Below are 19,350 nucleotides of genomic sequence, written 5' to 3'. Positions count from 1 at the left end.
TTCATTCCTGTAGGTAAGATCATAAAAAACGGGCAGCTCATAATAAAGTTTAAAAATAAAAGCGGGGGGACCGTCGATCGAGCTGTTGATGTAAATGATACAAATTTAAAAAATACTGAATTTCTGCCATGCAATTGTTTCACTGCAGGGACTAAGGTTCTAACAGACGAAGGGGAGAAGAATATCGAAGACATTGAAGTCGGAGATATGGTTCTCGCCAAGAATGAAGAGACTGGTGAACAGGCTTACAAGGAAGTCACGCATCTGTATCGAAATGATAAGGAGATCACCTATGAACTTACGGTAGGCGATCAAATGATCGAAACAACCGAAAATCATCCGTTTTGGGTTGAAGGAAAAGGTTGGGTACTCGCGGCTGATTTACAGGTGGGGGATAAGCTACAACAAAGTAACGGGAATACCTTGAAAATCGACAAAATCAACAAAGTAATACATGATGAGTTGGTTAAGGTATATAATTTTACGGTTGCTGATTTCCATACGTACTATGTAAGCAGTTTAGGAATATGGGTTCATAATATTTCGTGTGCGGAGATAAACTGGAAAGGATTTAGTAGCGGACAGTTAAAAGAGCATTATGAAAAGCATGTAATTAAACAGAATGAGTTTGGTAACATTACTCAAAATGAGTATCTCAAACTTGCAAAAGGATTTGCGGCTGAAACAAATTCTACTTTCAAAGAACAGGTAGTGGGAAATTTTTTAGTAAAATATGATCCTTCTACTGGCCGTGTACTTGTCGGCCATATTAAAGATCGACAAATTAGAACGTTTTATAAAGACGATGGTAGAGATGACGATCCATTCCAAGCCGCAATTGATCTCGCAAAATCACTCGGTGGCGGTTAATAAGTGAGGTGAAAAAATGAATCGAGATGAAGCAATAGCTATTATCTTAAAATCAATAATTGAAGATTTATCTAAGGAAGAACGGGAAGAAATCCTAACTGGCTGGTGGGGGATAGACCAAGACGATCCCGAATTTGATAAGTTGCCGGAAACATTGCAATCGGAGATACTACAATATGATGAACCTCAGAAAGATGCAATGGATGAAGTCTATAATGCACTATTATTTGAAGCTTTAAGAAAAAAGTATCTTGGGGTCAAAAATGAGTATCTATCAAGGAAAGTGTCAGTAATACTACAATTTAATCAGGAGGTTGAGGGTTTACAGGAAGAACTTTATAGTTGTCAGTGTTGCGAATTTAAGACACTTCCCACAAAAGGAGAGTACTTTATCTGCCCAGTATGCTTTTGGGAAGATGACGGAAATGTTGATCCGAATTATTACAGTTCACCGAACAAAATGACTCTTGCTCAGGCTCGTGATAACTTTATTAAATTGGGTGCTATGGATGAGTCTTCGATACGATTTCTTACGTCAGATAGACTTGAGATGTTTAGTAAATAAATGAAAATGTAACACTTGTTCAGCCTTGAGGGATAACTCCTTCAAGGCTTTCTTTTTAACCCACCCAGTGCCGAATGATTCGGGCGGCGCATGCCGAAAGAACTTAACCTTCATCACCTCCATATGATATTTCTCCGAAATAGCTGTAGGCACATATAAAATGCTTGAGAATATAACCCTCTTATCTTAATCTGCATCTCTGACATAGTCTTAAAATGGTCAGATACCACCGTATTTGGATTCTAAAACCTTACCTTCGCTTTCTCCCAGTTTCTCCAAAGGTAATAAATGTGCAAGAATCCATGCCTGTTCTAAGACGAAGCCGCAACTTTGGACTGAGGTAGTCCGACCACCAAGGACGAGAATAACCCTGACGGAGTATTGGCTTACAAAGAAGTAACGGCTTTATATCGCAACCAACGTGATGATATTATTAAGTTGCATGTTGGAGAGCAAGTCCTCGAGACGACAGACAACCACCCGTTTTGGGTTGAAGGTAAAGGGTGGGTCTTCGCTGGTGAACTTCAAGCAGGCGATAAACTTCAAAAGGCTGACGGAAGCAATCTGACGATTGACAAGGTAGAGTTTGTTAAACTGGATGAGCCAGTAACGGTGTACAACTTCACGGTAGCAGACTATCACACGTATTATGTGACGGATATTGGGATTTGGGTGCATAATACGAATTGTCCTACAAAGGCACAACCTCATGTTGTTGTAAATGCATTGTCAGATTTTCAGAGCAGTCAAATGAAGTTTGGTAGTCATACTTTCCTGTTTGATAAGTCTGGGATGAAACATATTCTAGAGCGACACCATCCGAATTACTGGGATGGCTCTGTTAAGGCACAACAATCGTTTTTTGGTGCAAGCATGTCAATTGATGATATTACGAGTGCTATTAAATCAGTTATGTCCCAAAACAGGGACACCCTTGCGAGCAAGGGAACTAAAGGGATGTATCAAATTACAGGCACTTACAACGGCAAGGATTATGTCCTTGGGTTAAACAATGGACGTATAGGTCAATTTTATTCTCCATAAGGGTGGTACGATGTTCCAAGTTGATTCATATTTAATGAAACCACAGTGTAATGTTACTGATTTAAGAGATGTAGTTAATAATCCTCAAAACTATTTTGTTGAAATCAATGATTCGACAGGCTTAAAAGCAATCTACAAGAACCTTGATTTCCAGTATCTTAATGGAGCAATTTGTCTAAAGTATTACGGCGAAAGTATGTTGGATATGAGGTATTGGGATTTGATTGACCAATTATGGGCGTACATTATGAATCTAATTGATGATGTACTTCAAAAAGGTGAAGGAAGTGTATATTTCCCTGACCAACCCGTCAAAATAATTCTTCGTCTAACATCAAAAGAGTTACTGCTATTCTCAGTTGAAGGTAGTGAAATTTCCAATTTCGTGCTACCTAAAAGTGATTTTCTAATTGCATTAGTTCAAGGTGCAGAACAGTTTTTTACCTGCATGACTAATACGTATGGTTCTGATTGTGATTATTCTTATGAGTTAGAAAGAATAGACAGATTAAAACAGGAACTACAATAGCATAACTGACCTTGGGGGCGACAAATCCTCAAGGTCTTTCTTTTACCCCACCCAGTACCGAATGAATCGGGCTGCACGTCCCGAAAGAACTTAACCCTCATCATCACCGTATGATATTCCCCTCTGTACGCACATACAATGCTTGAAAAATATAACCTTTTACCACAATTTTATAATTAGCAAAAGCCACAATATTGTCATATATTGTTAGATAACACCATGCTTTACTCCGAACAACTTATCTTCGTTTTCTCTCGGATATTCTGAAAATTAACATTCCGCAATTATCGCAATAGTTTAAAGGCAAATCTCGATAGATAGGTTGAACAGGTCAGTTGCCGCACTTATATAGACACATGCACCGACTACAAATAGTGAGGGTGCAAAATGATAATTTTGCTCTGCAATTACCTGGGCATTTGCTCCGATTGTTACTGTTCAAGAACACTCTGGTAACGTGCCAGTTGACATATACAGGTAAGGCAACGTGAAGGCTAGCCACCTTGCCCTCTAATTATAGACGGAAATTCGTTTAAAAAATTTCCGGTGGGGGCTGAACAAGGAAGGTGTGAAGGTATCAATTGACCGTATTGTAGTGGACTTTATAACGAGTAGATTGTCAAGAATTTTGTGTGTAAACGAATTGATGGAGATATAATAGACATATCAACAGCAGAAGCAAGGGCGATTGTTGATGATTATTATTTTGAGGATAATGGATTTAAGTTTAAATGGGGGAAAAAGTAATTAGATGACTATTCGCTCTGTACGTATCATCGGACTAATAGTGTTACTGATATTCGTTCTGTTATCAGTAATATTCTTTGTAAGAAAGGACGACTCAACTGTGAAGACTGTTGAAATTATTGACATTATGATTGATAGAATTCAACACAATGAAAGGTTTAGTAAAAAGGATGTCAATAAAATCAATAAGTATTTTGACCGTGATAACAAAGAACTGGACGTAATTAATACTAAGCTTTCAAAGATTTATGTGAAATATCTGCTAGATAAGCCAGACTTAAATGGAGAAGACATACAACAAATAGTAGATAAATTGAAACTTTTGAAATCAGAGATTAAGTAATTCATTTAACCACATGCGAGAAAGCCTCCATGTGGTTTTCTTTTTTTCTTGATAGCCCCCACCCAGTGCCGAATGAATCGGGCGATTGAATCAAAATATGCTTAACCCATGTAATACCCGTGTGATGATAGGTAAAACAGGTGCTTCCTGCAAAAGGTGTGGTTCAATCCTCACTGATGACGGTTGGGAGACATTCGGAGAGGTTTCAATTCCGTTCATTAAGGTCAAAGCTGCTTTAGAGTCAGTACTGAATTTCCATCAGTACACTCCAAAAGATATGTGGGCGACAGACGATGTAGAATGCTATTACTCATACAGTGATGAATCTAGCATTATTGAGGTTCAGATTGGCTCGGGAGTAAAAAACGAAGAAGTTTATGAAATCTCAGTAAGATTTGCGGTATGTAATCCGGTGGGCACATTTGAAAAGACATTAGAAATATGTAGAAGATTAGCACTCAAACTTGATATGAATGTATTAGATATGAAATTGCATGAGGTTCTAGATTTTGGAAATGAACTTCAATTGATGAAAAGTAAAAAAAAGTTCGAAGAAAAGAAAGAGAAGTTTATTTCGACATTTGACTTACCAATCGGTACAATATCAAAACCGTTAAATTGCGCAGAGGTTTTCGATGTACTTAAAGGTAAGTAATAACACTCTGAGGGGGAAACCTCTCAGGGTCTTTCTTTACCCCCACCTAGTGCCGAATGAATTGGGCAGCACACTCCGATACTCTATTGACAGAGGTACAGATATAACAGCCCGAAGTGGCTTGCAGGAAAGGGGAGATCTCAGCCGAAGACTCTCCTTTGGGCTATTGCACAAGCTGATCTATGAATTGATGAAGCTGGTGGAGCACAAGGCCGTTCATCCGGTCGAGCTGCTGCAAACCTTGTTCGCTCTCCAGCCATTCGCGCCTCAGCATGGCGTTATGCTTAAAATAAAGCGCTCCGCCGTTCTCGGACACGCCGAATGCGCCGAGCGGAAGCGTAAGATTGAGGGCGGCGCAGGCATGAAGCAAGGACTCGTAACTTGCCGGAGCGGTCTTGTCCCGCAGTACGGCGAATGTCTGCATCAGATAGACGCCTTCCTTCTCCGCTTCCTCCAAGCCGGGGATGAAGCTGATCTCAAGAAGCAGCGAATCGTTCCGGGAGCCGATCTCCTCGAATCGAATCAAGAGCGATGCATAGGGGGCATCCTCGTCCGGATCGGCCAACTTCGCGGTAATCCCATGGCTGCCGTAATAGTCGAGCAATCTTGTTAATACGGAGTAAGCGAATGATGATGAGTCTGTCATGGCGATGCTCCTCTACGTATGCAGTTTTTTGGCGATCAAGTCTTTGCCCGGCGTTTTCTTCGACTTGTCGACCTTCAGACCGATGCTCTCGATAATTTGGCGACTCTCTTTGTCATCGCCCTTCACGCCGCTTTCGAACAGCATGCCGGCCAGATCGGTGACGAGCTGACTGTAGCATTGTCCCACGCTATTGAAGCCGTTCTTCTCGAGCAGCGCCTGGCGGACTTTATCCTTGGCGATGCCTTTGTTCTCGGGCAGCGCGGCCGCCTCATCGACTTTAAGCGCTTTGTCGACGAACGATTCTTTCCTCTTGTACTTCTTGTAAAATTTCACGATCGCGGCGACCCCGCCCAGAATGGCGCCGAGCGCGATAAGGATCGGTCCCGCCGGAGAAGCGGCCGCTGCAATCAGCAAAGCCCCGCCCGCGACCATCATTGCGCCTTTGGCCGCCGTCATGCCGCTCTTGGATTTGTTCATCTCTTGGGTGGATTTCCCTAGGCTAGCCGCGAGCCGTTGTTGCTCGGCAAGAGGTCCGCCTCCGCTCGCTGCCAGCTGCTCTTCAAGCTTGCCGAGCTTCTTCGCGTTGCGGCCGCTCTCGATATACCCGGCGGCACCTCCGACCATGTATGCCGCGCCTCCCACGATCGCGCCGGCGCCCGCCGCGACGGTAGCGGCGCCGTTCGCTGCCATGCCGGCAACCGCCCGGGACGCTGTTGACCGAGCCGGCGGAGAACCTGGCAAGGTCGGCGATGCCGCCTGCGCCTTCGCCCGCGACGAGCTGCGCTTTGCCGCCCGCGCTGAGCGCGCCGTCATAGTTCTGGGTCGCGTTATAGATCTGCGAAACCGACGCGACGCCGCTTAGTCCGGCTGCGATCGGAGCGGAAGCGAGCGCCGTGCCGGTGGCGCCGCCCGCGCCCAGCGTCTGGCTGATCGTAGCCGAACCGGACACGCCTCCGGCCGTGCTGGACGTGCCAATCGCCGCATAGCTGGCGTAATCGCGGTCCTGATCGGCGTTATAGTTGGTCGTATCCATCTTCTTGGCTTGCCGGCTAATCTCGGAGAACTTGTCCCAGTCGACCGACTTGGAAATAATGCCGGTCAGCATCGTCTTCTTAACGGCATCGACCGTGATATTCCGGGCTTTGCCCGCCATCGCGCGAATGGCGCCCATCTTCTGCTCCGGATTCAGGGAATCGAAGAAGCTGAACAAATCGACTTTTTTGGAGGCTCTCGCTTGCTCCTTCAGCCAGCCGTACACCTCGGAATAACCGCCTTTGCCCTGCAGATTGGACGGGATCTTGGGCGTCGGGATCGAGGTCGGCTCCGCGCTTGCAGGTGTAGCACTGGCAGGCGTAGCACTGGCAGATGTAGCGCTGGCAGGTATAGCACTAGCAGGCGTAGCACTAGCAGGCGTAGCACTAGCGGGTGTAGCGCTGGCAGGCACCGTGGAAGCCACGGTTGAAGGTACCGCGGAAGCCGCGCTTGAAGGTGCGCCGGTAGATTGAAAGAGGTTGCTGGCGCGTATGCCTTGCCGCTGGATCGGGGCCTTCGATCTGGATGCCGCCGAAGCACGATCGCGGAACAGCTGAAGGACCGCTTGGTTGCCCCCGGCCCGCTGCAATTGAATGACGTCCGCGGGCGTCATGTTACCATGTCTGAGATTCGGCAATGCGAGTCCCGGCGCCGACTCTGGGGCGCTGGAAGCGCGCCCGGCAGGAGCGGGCGAAGCGGTAGATTTGGGTTGCTGCGAGAGATTGGCTGGTTCTGGCATCGGCTCCACCTTCGGCTCAATGATAATCGAACATTCCGTACGAAATAGACAGAATCATCGTACCATATTCCTATGGCTTTAGCACCACTCATTTTGGACGAAATCAACAGATTTCGATATCATTGGAAAGGCCGGGAATCCTCGATTCGGAGATTCCCGGCCTTAGATGTTTCGGATCATTTTACCAGTCGTTTGCGGTCATAGGAGATTCCGCACGAACATTGATGAGGACCGAATAACGCGTGATAGGAGGGAGGGAACTCGCGATTGACGCGCCGCACCTCTCGGGCGAACTCTCTGCTATCCTTCGGAACCTTGCCCAACTTGTCGGCTTTGGCTTGCGTATCGATATGCGCCCCGGGCGGAACGAAGCGGTCGGGCGCAATTCGAACGCCGTTCATGACGATGGCATCCATGGAAATGTAGGAGCCCCGTCCTACGCTCGCGTTAAAGACAATCGCTTTGAAGCCGACGAATACGTTATCCCCCACGAAACAAGGTCCGTGGATAATCGCCCCGTGGGCGACCGACACCCCCTTGCCGATGTAAATCGAGTACCGTTTGTTCCCTACGCGAATACGTTCATTGGCTAATCCGTGCAAGATGGAACCGTCTTGGATATTCGAGTTGGGACCAATATAGAACGGCGTCCCTTCGTCCGCCCGGAGGGTGGCGCTGGGAGCGATAAAAACATCCTTGTCGATGGTCACATCCCCGATCACGCTGGTGAACGGGCTAAAAAGGCCGTCCGATCGATGGCGGGGAACTGTTCGACGGGATTAAACGACGTGATTGGATTGGGACTAATGAAGCGGGCAAATACATTAATGGGCCCTTTTGGTAGATGATTGGTGCTCTTAAGCACGGCATTACGCTTAATCGAGGGCCTCCAAGGCTTAGGGTCATTCCCCATGGTTGATTCTCCTCGCGAACAGATTTTATGCCTTTCGAAATAAACTATTCAACGTATAGGTGAATACCACAAAATCATGAAGGATTAATTTTGAAGCGGACTAACGCCAAGTCAAGGAGAGAATGGCGGGCTATTCACTATTCTCGGAATCTAGCAAAAGCATAATTATTATAGAAGTAGGATTAGCCCTAGCATCTTCCGCAAACAACGCATTTAATATAATAACTAAACTAGAAAGGAGTGATAAATATGTCAGGTAAATTAACTGAGCTTATCGAAAACGGCGGGTTCGAAGCGGGTGTTCTAGCCCCTTGGACGGTCGTAGCCGGCACGGTTGTCGCCACGAGCGCGGCAAGAGCGCATTCCGGTGATTTCGTCGCATCCATTGGTCCAAATGCGATTCTTAGGCAAGTGATTCGAAGAGGATTGACGGATGAAAAAGTATATCGGTTATCCGGTGCTTTATCGGACAACGGCTCAGGAAGTATTGATATTCCGGAAAATCCTACAACGTTGGTCCGATTCCAGTTCATTAACGAAGATGGGGATATTCTTGAGACGTTTACGAAAAAATTTAACAGGTTAACGATACCAGAGAATACGGAAGGCAATTATCGGGTGTTCAATTTATTGGCCAAATCGCCGGATAAGACCGTAGGCGCAATCGTTAGCATTGAAACCGCCGCAGATGGGCTTCAGAATAATACGATCTTCGCAGACGATTTTTCGCTCATTCAGGAAAACGATAATTAACATGCATGAATGGGATTTGACGACGTGACAGCCGGAGTTCCTTGACGAGGGTTCTGACTATTAGGCCCCTTAATCGGATTTGAGTCTAGCACACTTAACGGTGTAAGCTAGAAGCAGAAGCGATGGAGGGGATTTTTTATACAACGCAGACGATTTTCAGTGGAAATGAAGAACCAGATTATTCAAGAGGCCAAGAAGGTCGGGAACGCTTCCCAGTTCGCCCGTCGTCATAGCATTGACCCTAAGATTCTCTATCGCCGTTCGACGGGATTAAACGACGTGATTGGATTGGGACTAATGAAGCGGGCAAATACATTGATGGGCCCCTTTGGAAGACGATTGGTGCTCTTAAGCACGGCGTTACGCTTAATCGAGGGCTTCCAAGGCTTAGGGTTATTCCCCATGGTTGATTCTCCTCGCGAACTGTTTTTTTATGCCTTCCAAATAAACTATTCAAGATCTAGGTGAATGCCACAGTTTCATGATCTTATCCGACGACTGGCGGGCGTTTCGAAAGGCCCGAATTAGCTCGTAATAGCGGTGCCATGGTCCGTTAGGGGTGAATGGGTAGTTAATTTTTTATTTTATCCATTTTATTTTAGGAAGCTTAATAGAAAAGATAAGCATTGAAATCGGACAAGACATGTCAGGTTGCGAACGGACGATTCCACTTTGAATATGGGGTAATGCTGGAAATTAGCTAGTGTAATAGTTATTTACTGTAGGCGTAAATAAACATAACGATACAAAACAGTCAAATAGAGCGGGCCGTTTCCTATCTTTTGCGCCTGGCCGCTAGTCCTCACAGGCGGGCGGCGAGGTCATTTCGCGTTCGCTCGAGCCGATTTTCCGAACCATCCTGCCTGGGCATTCCGAGGGCCCTTATTCCGCTGAACATATGCGTTTTTCATGCAAACGTGCCAAACTATTTTCCAGTTTTTTTGCTGTTCGCAGTTCAATAATCGCGACTGCATCGGAGGTGCCAGAGCCGTTAGTTAACCAATCCGGCACCGGAGGAATTCGAACGTATGTTCCAATTCTATCATGTTAGCTTACTTGCGGTTTGCACTATCTAAATATTAGTTTGCATTATTTCGATGAATTATTTAAAATAAATCGATATTATGATCGAAAATCGGTCCGTTATCGATTCTATCGACAAATTCTAGCAAAGGCCCGTTAGTTCCGTGTTTGTACGGCCATACGCGGAAGCAGAGGACTTTGTCTATATTTTAGGAGGCGTAAAAATGGAAATTGTGAAAGTGGGCATCGTAGGGTACGGCAACCTGGGCAAAGGCGTCGAAAAGGCGATTTCGCAAAATCCGGACATGGAGCTGGTGGCGATTTTCACCCGTAGAGAGCCGGAACAACTGGCATCGGGCAGCGCTAAGTTCGAGCACATCTCGGCGGCCGAGCAGTACATAGGCAAGATCGACGTCATGATCCTTTGCGGCGGATCGGCGACCGACCTTCCAGAGCAGACCCCGTTTATGGCGAGTATGTTCAACACCGTGGACAGCTTCGACACGCATGCCGAGATCCCGGCGTTTTTCGATCGGGTTCATGCTTTAGCGAAGCAAAGCGGTAAACTAAGCGTTATTTCGACCGGCTGGGATCCGGGTCTATTCTCGCTGAACCGGCTGCTGGCGCAAGCCATCCTGCCGCAAGGAACGGACTACACGTTCTGGGGCAAAGGCGTCAGCCAAGGACATTCGGATGCCATCCGCCGAGTGGCTGGCGTGAAAGCCGGCGTGCAGTACACGGTTCCCGTCCAATCGGTCATCGAGCGCATCCGCGCGGGAGAGACACCGGAGCTGGCGACGCGCGAGAAACATCTTCGCGAATGTTTCGTCGTTGCGGAAGCAGGCGCGGACAAGGACGCCATTCGGGAGACGATCGTTTCGATGCCGAACTACTTCTCCGATTACGACACGACGGTTACCTTCATCACCGAGGAGCAATTGAAGGCCGAGCATCAGGGCATGCCTCACGGCGGTTTCGTCATCCGCAGCGGCATAACCGGGGAAGGCACGAAACAAATCATCGAGTTCGGCTTGAAGCTGGAGAGCAATCCGGAATTTACGGCGAGCGTGCTCGTCGCTTACGCAAGAGCGGTTAACCGAATGAGCGGGGAAGGGCAGACCGGCGCCAAAACCGTGTTCGACGTTCCGTTCTCTTATTTGTCGCCGAAATCGGGCGAAGAGCTTCGCCGCGAATTGTTGTAAGCTGCATTTGCACAAGTCCAAACCCTATACATAAGCGCAAACGATGTGTATCGTATACATTTCATTCCCCGTCGTTTCGCGAAGAAGGAGCGTCCACCGAAGTGAATGATCTATTGGTTAAGCCGCTATCGGCAAAGGCATACGTGCAATCGGTTTACGAGACGGTGATCAGCCGCAACCAAGGCGAGAAGGAATTTTTCCAGGCGGTAAAAGAAATATTGGATTCGCTCATTCCGGTCCTCGAAGCGAACCCGCATTATATCGAGCACAGCATCCTGGAGCGGATCACCGAGCCGGAGCGGGTCGTCTCGTTCCGTGTGCCTTGGGTCGACGATAACGGCAAGGCGCAAGTAAACCGCGGCTTCCGCGTGCAGTTCAACAGCGCGCTCGGGCCGTACAAAGGCGGCCTGCGCTTCCATCCTTCGGTCAACGCGAGCATTATTAAATTTCTCGGCTTCGAGCAAATTTTCAAAAACTCGCTGACCGGCCAACCGATCGGCGGCGGAAAGGGCGGCTCCGACTTCGATCCGAAGGGGAAATCGGAGCAAGAGATCATGCGCTTTACGCAAAGCTTCATGACGGAGCTCTATCGTTACATTGGACCGGACATGGACGTGCCCGCCGGCGACATCGGCGTAGGAGCGCGCGAGATCGGCTATATGTTCGGTCAATATAAACGGATTAGAAGCGGCAACGAAGCTGGCGTTCTGACCGGCAAGGGCCTGCAATACGGCGGAAGCCTCGCCCGCAAAGAAGCGACGGGCTACGGCTGCGTTTACTTCGTGAACGAGATGCTGCAAGCGAAAGGTTTAAGCCTCGAGGGTACCACGGTCGTCGTATCCGGTTCCGGCAACGTGTCGATCTACGCCATCGAGAAGCTGCAGCAGCTGGGCGCGAAGGTCGTGGCCTGCAGCGATTCGAACGGCTATGTTCATGATCCGGAGGGTATTGATCTGGCGCTTCTGAAGCGGTTGAAGGAAGTAGAGCGCAAGCGGATCGGCGAATACGTCCAGTTCCGCCCGAACGCGGTTTATACGCCGGGCTGCGAAGGCATTTGGTCCATTCCTTGCGAGATCGCCCTTCCTTGCGCGACGCAGAACGAGATCGACGAGCAAGCTGCTGCCACATTGGTCGCGAACGGCGTCATCGCGGTCGGCGAAGGCGCGAACATGCCGTCCACGTTGGCCGCGATCGACGTCTTCCTGAACAACAACGTGTTGTTCGGGCCGGCGAAAGCCGCGAATGCCGGCGGCGTGTCCGTGTCGGCGCTGGAGATGGCGCAGAACAGCATGCGCCTGTCATGGACGTTCGAGGAAGTCGATGCGAAGCTGCATGACATTATGCGGGGCATCTACCGCAACAGCGAAGCGGAAGCGGCCAAATACGGCCACCCGGGCAACCTGGTCGTCGGAGCGAACATTGCCGGTTTTGTCCGCGTCGCGGACGCGATGATCGCGCAAGGAGTCGTTTAAACGCGGCGAATAGAAATGGGGGACCGATACCGTTTTGGATTCGACAAGCTGAAGAGATGGGTGGAACTTTGCGACAACAAAGGAATCCGATACTTTGAGTTTTCTCACCTCTTTACGCAGTGGGGTGCAAAACATGCCCCGAAAATCGTAGCAACGGAAGATGGGGAGTTGTTTTCGGATGGGAAACGGATGCCTTCGGAGAGGAATATCAAAACTTTTTGTCTCAGTTTTTGCCCGAATTAATCCGTTTCATCCGGGAGCATGCTCTCGTGTCCAGGAGTTACTTCCATATATCGGACGAACCGCAGCATCATCAATTGGATGCCTACCGGACTGCCAAGGATTCGGTCATGAAATACTTGCAAGGGTTCCCGATTATCGACGCGTTGTCCGATTACGATTTTTTCGGAAGGGCGTCGTGCTTCGTCCGATCCCTTCAAACGACCACATCGGTCCTTTTTTGGAGAACAAAGTGCCTGATTTGTGGACTTATTATTGCTGTGCGCAATATAAAGAAGTGTCTAACCGGTTTTTCAGCATGCCTTCCGGCCGCAACCGGATCATCGGCAGCCAGCTCTATAAATTCGATATCGCCGGGTTTCTGCACTGGGGCTTCAACTGGTGGTCTACCTTTCTATCGAGGAAACCGATTAATCCTTATCTAGTGACGGATGCCGATTTTGTTATATTTCGGGTGACGCTTTTCTAGTGTATCCAGGCGAAGACGGCCGTCCGGTCAGCTCCATCCGGTTCGCTTCTTTCGAAAAGGGAGCAGGTCAATCAAAAAATCAAGGAATTTTTGGATACGCAAAGAAAATGGTTTACCTCCGGTCATGGAATTTGATAAAATAAAGCAATAACGAAATGCAGCGAAGAGAAGAGTAGATAAATGGATTCTTTGGCAGAGAGCCCCGGCAGCTGGGAAGGGGCAAAGAAGACGTTATCGAAAAAAGGCTCAGAGCAGCGCGCCGGAACCTGTTGAAGCCAATGGGGGGTGGTGTGCCAGGAGCTCCTGTTACAGAGCTAGAGTATACGCGCGGCCCGAGGGCCATGCCGTACTCGAAGAGGCGCATTATGGCGACATAAGCGCGAATCCGGGTGGTACCGCGAGAATCCAATCTCGTCCCTGAGACTGACATCAGTCTTGGGGGCGGGATTTTTTTATTTTCGAATTCGATTCAGGAGGAGATCTTATGACACAATTACTGAAAGCAGGCATCGTCGGAGGAACGGGAATGGTAGGGCAGCGGTTCGTACAGCTGCTGAATGGGCATCCTTGGTTTAAAGTAACGGCCATCGCGGCCAGCGCGGGTTCGGCGGGCAAGACGTACGAGCAAGCCGTGCAAGGCAGATGGAAGCTCGACACGCCGATTCCGGAGGACGTCAAATCCATCGTCGTGCAAGACGCATCGAAGGTCGAAGAGGTCGCAGCGGGCGTGGACTTTATCTTCTGCGCGGTAGATATGAAGAAGGATGAAATCAAGGCGCTTGAAGAGGCATACGCCAAGACGGGAACGCCAGTCGTCTCGAACAACTCCGCTCACCGCTGGACAGCCGACGTGCCGATGGTCATTCCGGAAATCAATCCGGGCCACCTCGACGTGATCGCCGCGCAGCGCAAGCGCCTGGGCACTTCGACGGGCTTTATCGCCGTTAAACCGAACTGCTCGATTCAGAGCTACGTGCCGATGCTGAACGCGTTGAAGGAATTCGGGCCGAAGACGGTCGTCGCTTCGACGTACCAAGCGATCTCCGGCGCCGGCAAAAACTTTACCGACTGGCCGGAAATGCTCGACAACGTCATTCCGTACATCGGCGGCGAAGAAGAGAAAAGCGAGCAAGAGCCGCTGCGCATCTGGGGCAGCGTGGAGGACGGCGCAATCGTGAAAGCAAGCGAGCCGCATATTACGACGCAGTGCATCCGCGTTCCGGTCACAGACGGCCACCTGGCTACGGTATTCGTCTCCTTCAAGAACAAACCTTCGAAGGAAGAGATTCTTGAGCGATGGAGCAGCTTTGCGGGCAGACCGCAGGAGCTCGGATTGCCAAGCGCGCCGAAGCAATTCATTACGTACTTCGAGGAAGAGAACCGGCCGCAGACGGGGCTGGACCGCGATATCGAAGGCGGCATGGGCGTATCCGCGGGCCGCTTGCGCGAGGATTCCCTGTACGATTACAAATTCGTGGGCCTTTCGCACAACACGCTGCGCGGAGCAGCGGGCGGCGCGGTGCTCATCGCCGAGCTGCTGAAAGCGGAAGGATATATTACGGCGAAGCAGGATCAATAAGTAGTGGGTTATATTTTACTTCTGCTCGCGACGCTCGCTTGGAGCTTCGTCGGGGTGCTGGTCAAGATGGCGTCCGAGATGGTGGACAGTTCGATCATTTCTTTCGCGCGATTTTTTTTCGGCGTTTTGTTTCTAGGTCTCTTCCTGTACATGAGGGACGGCAAGTTTAAGCTTAGCTTGGGGTTAAAATGGATTTGGATCGGCGCGCTCGGGAAAGCCGTCAATTATATTTTCGAGAATATCGCGTTAATGATCGGCTATTCTTATGGCAATCTGCTCGTCCAGCCGGTTCAGACCGTTGTGCTGCTGGTTGCGGCGGGGCTGCTGTTCAAGGAGAAGGTGTCGGCGCGCGGCTGGGTAGCAGCGGCATTCTGCGTGGCCGGCGTCATCGTCGTCGGCTGGAACGGCACTCCGCTTGACGAGCTTGCAAGGGGAAGCGGACTAACGACGCTGCTGTTCACGCTCGCGGGAATCGGCGCCGCCGTTCACGTATTAAGCCAGCGCATGCTGCTGAAGAAAATGGAGAACGGCAACATGAACCTCTCCGTTTTCTTCGCGAGCACATTGATCGTTTCGGCGCCGCTCCCGTTTCAGTCGCAAGAGTTCATCGGTCCGTCGACGCCATGGGCGTGGGGAGCATTGGTCCTTCTCGGCGTCATCACGGGACTCAGCTTCTTCTGGTTCGCGGAAGCGATCAAGCGGGTACCGTTCGCGGTTGTCGCCATTGTCGGCAACAGCACCGTTTTGTTTATGCTGCTATGGTCCTATCTGTTTTTCCAAGAACCGATGACCGTCTATTTGTTAGCCGGAACGCTTATATTCTTGGCGGGTCTTCTGCTCCTGAATTTTCCGATGAAGCGCCCGCAGCGCAAGCGATCGGAATCCGTTGCGGTTACCGATTGATGGTCATAGTGAGAACGTTCCGCTGACCAGAAGCCCGAAGCAGGCGGCGTTCAGCAGGAACGTGACGCCGGCGCCGATGAGCAGGCCTTGCACGATGCCGCTTCGTTTGCTGAAGATCGCGAGCGCGGGCAGCAAATAAACGAGCTGCGCGATGCCGATGAAGAAAAAGGCGATCGGAAGCAAGAAGAGCAGCAAGTGCAGGACGGCAAGCAGCCCGATTCCGAGCCACACTTGCTTCATGTGGCCGGGCGGCTTGCCCGGAGGCGGAGGCGGGGGTGACGCGTTAGAAGGTTGTTGGTTCTCCTCGTTACTCGTTCCACTCATGAACTTTTCCTCCCGGTCGCATGTCGAATTCGGCTCTCAGCTCGGCCAGCTTCTTCTCTTTATCGCCGCGATAAAACATATTATAGGTATCAAAAGGGATGATCCGTCCATCGGGATGCGCGATGTGCACGCAGGACTTCTTGACGGAGCGCACGTCGAAATTGTACGGGTCCAAAAACTGCATGATGATGACGCGGAATACGTTATCATAGCTAATGTTGTCCGGCACGGCGACCATCGGCAGGCAGCAGAGCAGGTTTTTCAGCGAAAGCGCCGATGAGGTCGGGGAATGGGCGGTCGAGAACAGCTCGAAAATTTTCGATTTCAGCGTCTGGTCCTGCTCGAACACGATCGTGTTGCGCCCGCCCTCCAGCAGGATTTGGGGATCCATGAGGCCGGTAAGCGGCAGCACTTCGCCGCCTAGCTTCAGGGCGTAGCCCATCGCCAAACAGTCGGGATGGCACGGCACCGGTATGATGTCCTCCGCCCGGAATACGCCCGATTGGTCGATGATGCCTTGCCGCACTTCGCTAAGGGTCAGCCGATCCTTCGCCGGATCGAAGTCTTCCAATCGTCCGGCCGCTTGGATTGGCTGGAAGGTGACGCCGCGCACGGCCGGTTGCTTGAGGCCAAACTGAATAATGTCGCCGATCTCGACGTCGTTCAGCCCTTTCTTGAGCGTAACGACCAGCGTGGTGGAGATGTTGAATTCGTTCAAATGCTCCAGCGCCCTGCGGCGAACATCGCGCAGATCGACGCCGCGCAGCTCGCGTAAAGCCTCCTCCTGGAAGCTGTCGAACTGCAGGTAGATTTCGAAGCCGGGCATATATTCGGCTAACCGCTTCGCGAAGCTCCGATCCTGGGCGATTCGGAGCCCGTTGGTGTTGACCATAATATGTTTGATCGGTCTGCTCTTGGCGAGGTCCAGTATTTCGAAAAACTGCGGATGGATGGTAGGCTCGCCCCCGCTAATTTGCACGATATCTGGCTCGCCTTCATTACGGACGATGGCATCGAGCATGAACTCGATCTGCTCCAGCGAGCGCCACGAATCTTTGTGCGGGGAGGATTCCGCGTAACAGATCGGACATTGCAGATTGCAGCGTTCGGTCACTTCGAGCAGCGTCAAGCAGCTATGCTGCTCATGGTCGGGGCATAATCCGCAATCGTAAGGACAGCCATAACGAATCGGCGTGTTCCAGTGCTGAGGCATTTCCGCAGGCTTCAGGAATTCGCGGCATTTCTTATAATAAGCGGCGTCGCTCGCGATCAGTACTTTTTCCCGCCCGTGCTGTCCGCAATACTTGAGCAAAAATACTTGATCGTCCTCGATAATGACCTTCGCTTCCACCTTGCGCAAACAGGTCGAACAGATGCTGTTCGTCAGCTCGTAGAAAATGTAGGGCCTGTTTTTCGTCGTCATCGTTACATTTCCCCCCTATGCGAATGTTGCGGCCGCCTAAGCCACTTGCGAATCAACAAGACGTAGTAGATCAGGCCAATGAAGCAGGCCAGTTGGATGTTGTTCAGCCCGAGATAGGAATGCGGCGTAGGTTTGATAAAATCGACCGCGAAACGGAACAGCAGATACCCCGTCATGAATAGCTGGAAGATCGCGCCGTCCGGCAACGCGGAGCGCCGCTTTAAGCGGTAGAGCAATCCGCCGAGCAGCAGCAAAAACGCGATTTCATAGAGCTGGGTCGGATGCCTGGAGATGCCGTCGCCGAAATCGACGCCCGTCACCCAAGACGTGGCTGTGCCGTAGGTGTGATCGCCCAGCCCGGTCATAAAGCAGCCGACTCGCCCGATGACCATGCCAACGACGATCGGCAGCGCCATATCGTCGCCCGTAGAACGGGTAATGCCGACGCGTTTCTTCATCCACTCCACGCCGATCAGTCCGCCCAGCAGTCCGCCCACGATCGTCTTGCCCTCCATAAGATAGGCGTAGCTGTTCCAGTTCTCGATGGTCCTCACGGGGTCTTCCAGCCAATACAACAGCTTGGATCCGATCGCGGCTCCAAGAATGGCCCCGACAATGACCCACATACCCTGCGCGATCGGAAGCTTGTCTTTGCTGCGGGTAAGAAGGTATACCCGGAAGCCGATAAAATAAGCGAGCGCTTCGAACACCGTATGCGGATGAAGCCTTGCAAAACCGAGATCGATCCAGACGGGGAAGGTCATCGTTTTCTCCTGTTTCCTGAGATGGGTTTATTTGCTATACATTCGCTGGGGGCGGCGGATAATCCTTTATGTGCCTTTTCCACACATCAATTTCACATCGGTGCTGTTAGGATAGAGGTGAAAAGGGGGAGTCTCGGAATGAAATCGAGGAATCGAAACATGAATAACCAGAAGGTGTTGTACGAAGAGCTGATGCCGGCGGAATTTGTGGAACGGATTAACGATTGCCCTATCGCGTACCTTCCGCTTGGAACGCTGGAATGGCATGGCTATCATCTTCCGTTAGGTTCGGACGACTTGCAGTCGAAGGGCTTTTTTACGGAGCTCGCGAAAAGTATAGGAGGCATCGTTCTGCCGATGTTATTCCTCGGGCCGGAAGTTAACGTAAATAAAGACGGCTTCGACTACGTCGGAATAGACCATTACAGCTTCGAGGACGGTTACCCTCAGCAATTAGAGGGCACCGCGTACTATATCGAAGAAGAATTGTTCGTGAAGGTGCTGGAAGCAACGTTATGGAATCTCTCGCGGGCGGGCTTCAAGATCGTCGTCGCGCATGGGCATGGGCCTTCGAACGTGACCTTCGGCAAGTGCATCGAGAAATTCGAGAAACAATTCGGATTGAAGCTTTTCGAGCTTTGGGACATCGGCGGAACCGGCAACCAAGGCATTCAGACCGACCATGCGGCGTTTAACGAGACCTCGCTGGTGTTGGGGCTTTATCCGGAGCTTGCCGACATGGATAGGCTGCAGGAGGATGCGGATATGATCGGGATTTGGGGGCTCGACCCGCGCGGAACCGCTTCGGAAGAAGAGGGGAGAACGATCATAAGCAATAAAGTGACTGTCGTCGGAAACAGGCTGAAAGAAGAGCTTTCGAAGCTGAAGTGGGCGAAGAGGGAAATGAAGTATTCGAATATGAAGAAGCTGTACAACGAGTAGAAGATCGCTCTGATTATTAGCGTGACCCTTTGGAGTTAGACGATTTAGTGGACGCGATGATCTAGCTATGATGAACGTAAAAACAGCCCCGTATGTGCTTCACGTCGTAGGTTAAAAATGGGAAGTAAGAACACAACCATTTTCAGAGCTACATAGCAAAAGGAGCTGTTACT

The 19,350-nt window shown here is 50.2% G+C and carries 22 protein-coding genes and 1 pseudogene; 16 read left to right on the top strand and 7 right to left on the bottom strand.

The genetic code is table 11. The features are described 5' to 3' along the window. The 6 genes from RB620_RS29710 to RB620_RS29685 all read left to right on the top strand — a co-directional run. Positions 1-870, top strand: an 870-nt coding sequence (locus RB620_RS29710; RefSeq protein WP_308100732.1) for a polymorphic toxin-type HINT domain-containing protein, incomplete at its 5' end; no start/stop codon positions are given. Between the two features lie 16 nt (positions 871-886). Continuing rightward, positions 887-1,435 (top strand): CPCC family cysteine-rich protein, encoded by a 549-nt coding sequence (locus RB620_RS29705; RefSeq protein WP_308100730.1) that lies wholly within the window; start codon positions 887-889, stop codon positions 1,433-1,435. A gap of 381 nt (positions 1,436-1,816) precedes the next feature. Then, positions 1,817-2,479 carry a polymorphic toxin-type HINT domain-containing protein gene (locus RB620_RS29700; RefSeq protein WP_308100729.1) on the top strand — a complete coding sequence of 221 codons (663 nt, stop codon included), beginning with the start codon at positions 1,817-1,819 and terminating at the stop codon, positions 2,477-2,479. Positions 2,480-2,489: 10 nt separating this feature from the next. After that, on the top strand, positions 2,490-3,008 hold the full coding sequence (locus RB620_RS29695; protein WP_308100727.1) for a hypothetical protein: 519 nt from the start codon (positions 2,490-2,492) through the stop codon (positions 3,006-3,008). A gap of 847 nt (positions 3,009-3,855) precedes the next feature. Next, positions 3,856-4,098, top strand: a complete 243-nt coding sequence (locus tag RB620_RS29690) for a hypothetical protein (protein WP_308100726.1) — start codon at positions 3,856-3,858, stop codon at positions 4,096-4,098. 85 nt (positions 4,099-4,183) lie between these two features. Further along, positions 4,184-4,753, top strand: a complete 570-nt coding sequence (locus RB620_RS29685) for a hypothetical protein (protein WP_308100724.1) — start codon at positions 4,184-4,186, stop codon at positions 4,751-4,753. 163 nt (positions 4,754-4,916) lie between these two features. On the opposite strand, the gene RB620_RS29680 is transcribed toward RB620_RS29685, so the two are convergent. The 4 genes from RB620_RS29680 to RB620_RS29665 all read right to left on the bottom strand — a co-directional run bounded on the left by RB620_RS29680 (position 4,917) and on the right by RB620_RS29665 (position 7,880). Next, a complete protein-coding gene (locus RB620_RS29680; protein WP_308100722.1) occupies positions 4,917-5,399 on the bottom strand; it encodes a hypothetical protein in 483 nt (160 codons plus the stop codon). 12 nt (positions 5,400-5,411) lie between these two features. Next, positions 5,412-6,023: a hypothetical protein gene (locus RB620_RS29675; protein ID WP_308100720.1), complete on the bottom strand. Its 612-nt coding sequence runs from the start codon at positions 6,021-6,023 to the stop codon at positions 5,412-5,414. Next, positions 5,959-7,170, bottom strand: a complete 1,212-nt coding sequence (locus RB620_RS29670) for a hypothetical protein (RefSeq protein WP_308100717.1) — start codon at positions 7,168-7,170, stop codon at positions 5,959-5,961. Before RB620_RS29670 ends, RB620_RS29675 begins: the two co-directional genes overlap by 65 nt. Positions 7,171-7,346: 176 nt before the next feature. Next, complete coding sequence (locus RB620_RS29665; protein ID WP_308100715.1) at positions 7,347-7,880, bottom strand: LbetaH domain-containing protein; 534 nt, start codon at positions 7,878-7,880, stop codon at positions 7,347-7,349. Positions 7,881-8,332: 452 nt separating this feature from the next. On the opposite strand from RB620_RS29665, the gene RB620_RS29660 reads away from it, so the two are divergent. The 9 genes and pseudogenes from RB620_RS29660 to RB620_RS29635 all read left to right on the top strand — a co-directional run bounded on the left by RB620_RS29660 (position 8,333) and on the right by RB620_RS29635 (position 15,724). After that, the gene (locus RB620_RS29660; protein WP_308100713.1) at positions 8,333-8,836 is read left to right on the top strand and encodes a hypothetical protein; all 504 of its coding nucleotides are present in this window, start codon (positions 8,333-8,335) and stop codon (positions 8,834-8,836) included. A 165-nt stretch (positions 8,837-9,001) separates the two neighbouring features. After that, positions 9,002-9,304, top strand: a complete 303-nt coding sequence (locus tag RB620_RS30465; RefSeq protein WP_374121478.1) for a hypothetical protein — start codon at positions 9,002-9,004, stop codon at positions 9,302-9,304. 779 nt (positions 9,305-10,083) lie between these two features. Continuing rightward, positions 10,084-11,061, top strand: coding sequence for a diaminopimelate dehydrogenase (locus tag RB620_RS29655; RefSeq protein ID WP_308100711.1), 978 nt, complete (start codon positions 10,084-10,086; stop codon positions 11,059-11,061). A 101-nt stretch (positions 11,062-11,162) separates the two neighbouring features. Beyond that, on the top strand, positions 11,163-12,533 hold the full coding sequence (gdhA, locus tag RB620_RS29650; protein ID WP_308100709.1) for an NADP-specific glutamate dehydrogenase: 1,371 nt from the start codon (positions 11,163-11,165) through the stop codon (positions 12,531-12,533). 15 nt (positions 12,534-12,548) lie between these two features. Continuing rightward, a complete protein-coding gene (locus tag RB620_RS30560) occupies positions 12,549-12,776 on the top strand; it encodes a glycoside hydrolase domain-containing protein (RefSeq protein WP_483874765.1) in 228 nt (75 codons plus the stop codon). Then, a pseudogene (locus RB620_RS30555) lies at positions 12,752-13,242 on the top strand (glycoside hydrolase domain-containing protein). Before RB620_RS30560 ends, RB620_RS30555 begins: the two are co-directional and overlap by 25 nt. Continuing rightward, positions 13,242-13,385 carry a hypothetical protein gene (locus RB620_RS30550; RefSeq protein ID WP_483874764.1) on the top strand — a complete coding sequence of 48 codons (144 nt, stop codon included), beginning with the start codon at positions 13,242-13,244 and terminating at the stop codon, positions 13,383-13,385. The pseudogene RB620_RS30555 and the gene RB620_RS30550 overlap by 1 nt, the downstream one beginning before the upstream one ends. 341 nt (positions 13,386-13,726) lie before the next feature. Continuing rightward, on the top strand, positions 13,727-14,821 hold the full coding sequence (asd, locus tag RB620_RS29640; protein ID WP_308100705.1) for an aspartate-semialdehyde dehydrogenase: 1,095 nt from the start codon (positions 13,727-13,729) through the stop codon (positions 14,819-14,821). Between the two features lie 3 nt (positions 14,822-14,824). Next, positions 14,825-15,724: a DMT family transporter gene (locus RB620_RS29635; RefSeq protein ID WP_308100703.1), complete on the top strand. Its 900-nt coding sequence runs from the start codon at positions 14,825-14,827 to the stop codon at positions 15,722-15,724. Positions 15,725-15,727: 3 nt separating this feature from the next. Here the strand turns inward: RB620_RS29635 and RB620_RS29630 are convergent, their stop codons facing one another. The 3 genes from RB620_RS29630 to RB620_RS29620 are packed head-to-tail and all read right to left on the bottom strand — an operon-like array spanning position 15,728 to position 18,235. Beyond that, positions 15,728-16,048 carry a hypothetical protein gene (locus RB620_RS29630; protein ID WP_308100701.1) on the bottom strand — a complete coding sequence of 107 codons (321 nt, stop codon included), beginning with the start codon at positions 16,046-16,048 and terminating at the stop codon, positions 15,728-15,730. Further along, entirely contained in the window at positions 16,032-17,471 is a 1,440-nt protein-coding gene (locus tag RB620_RS29625) for a radical SAM protein (RefSeq protein ID WP_308100699.1), read from the bottom strand. Before RB620_RS29625 ends, RB620_RS29630 begins: the two co-directional genes overlap by 17 nt. Before the next feature lie 2 nt (positions 17,472-17,473). After that, positions 17,474-18,235, bottom strand: a complete 762-nt coding sequence (locus tag RB620_RS29620) for a prolipoprotein diacylglyceryl transferase (protein ID WP_308100697.1) — start codon at positions 18,233-18,235, stop codon at positions 17,474-17,476. A gap of 138 nt (positions 18,236-18,373) precedes the next feature. Between RB620_RS29620 and RB620_RS29615 the strand changes: the two genes are divergently transcribed. Continuing rightward, on the top strand, positions 18,374-19,177 hold the full coding sequence (locus RB620_RS29615) for a creatininase family protein (RefSeq protein ID WP_308100695.1): 804 nt from the start codon (positions 18,374-18,376) through the stop codon (positions 19,175-19,177). Positions 19,178-19,350 lie beyond the last annotated feature (173 nt).

The organism is Paenibacillus sp. LHD-117, from assembly GCF_030929555.1.
Lineage (GTDB): Bacteria > Bacillota > Bacilli > Paenibacillales > Paenibacillaceae > Pristimantibacillus.
This window is presented reverse-complemented; position numbering and strand designations above follow the sequence as displayed.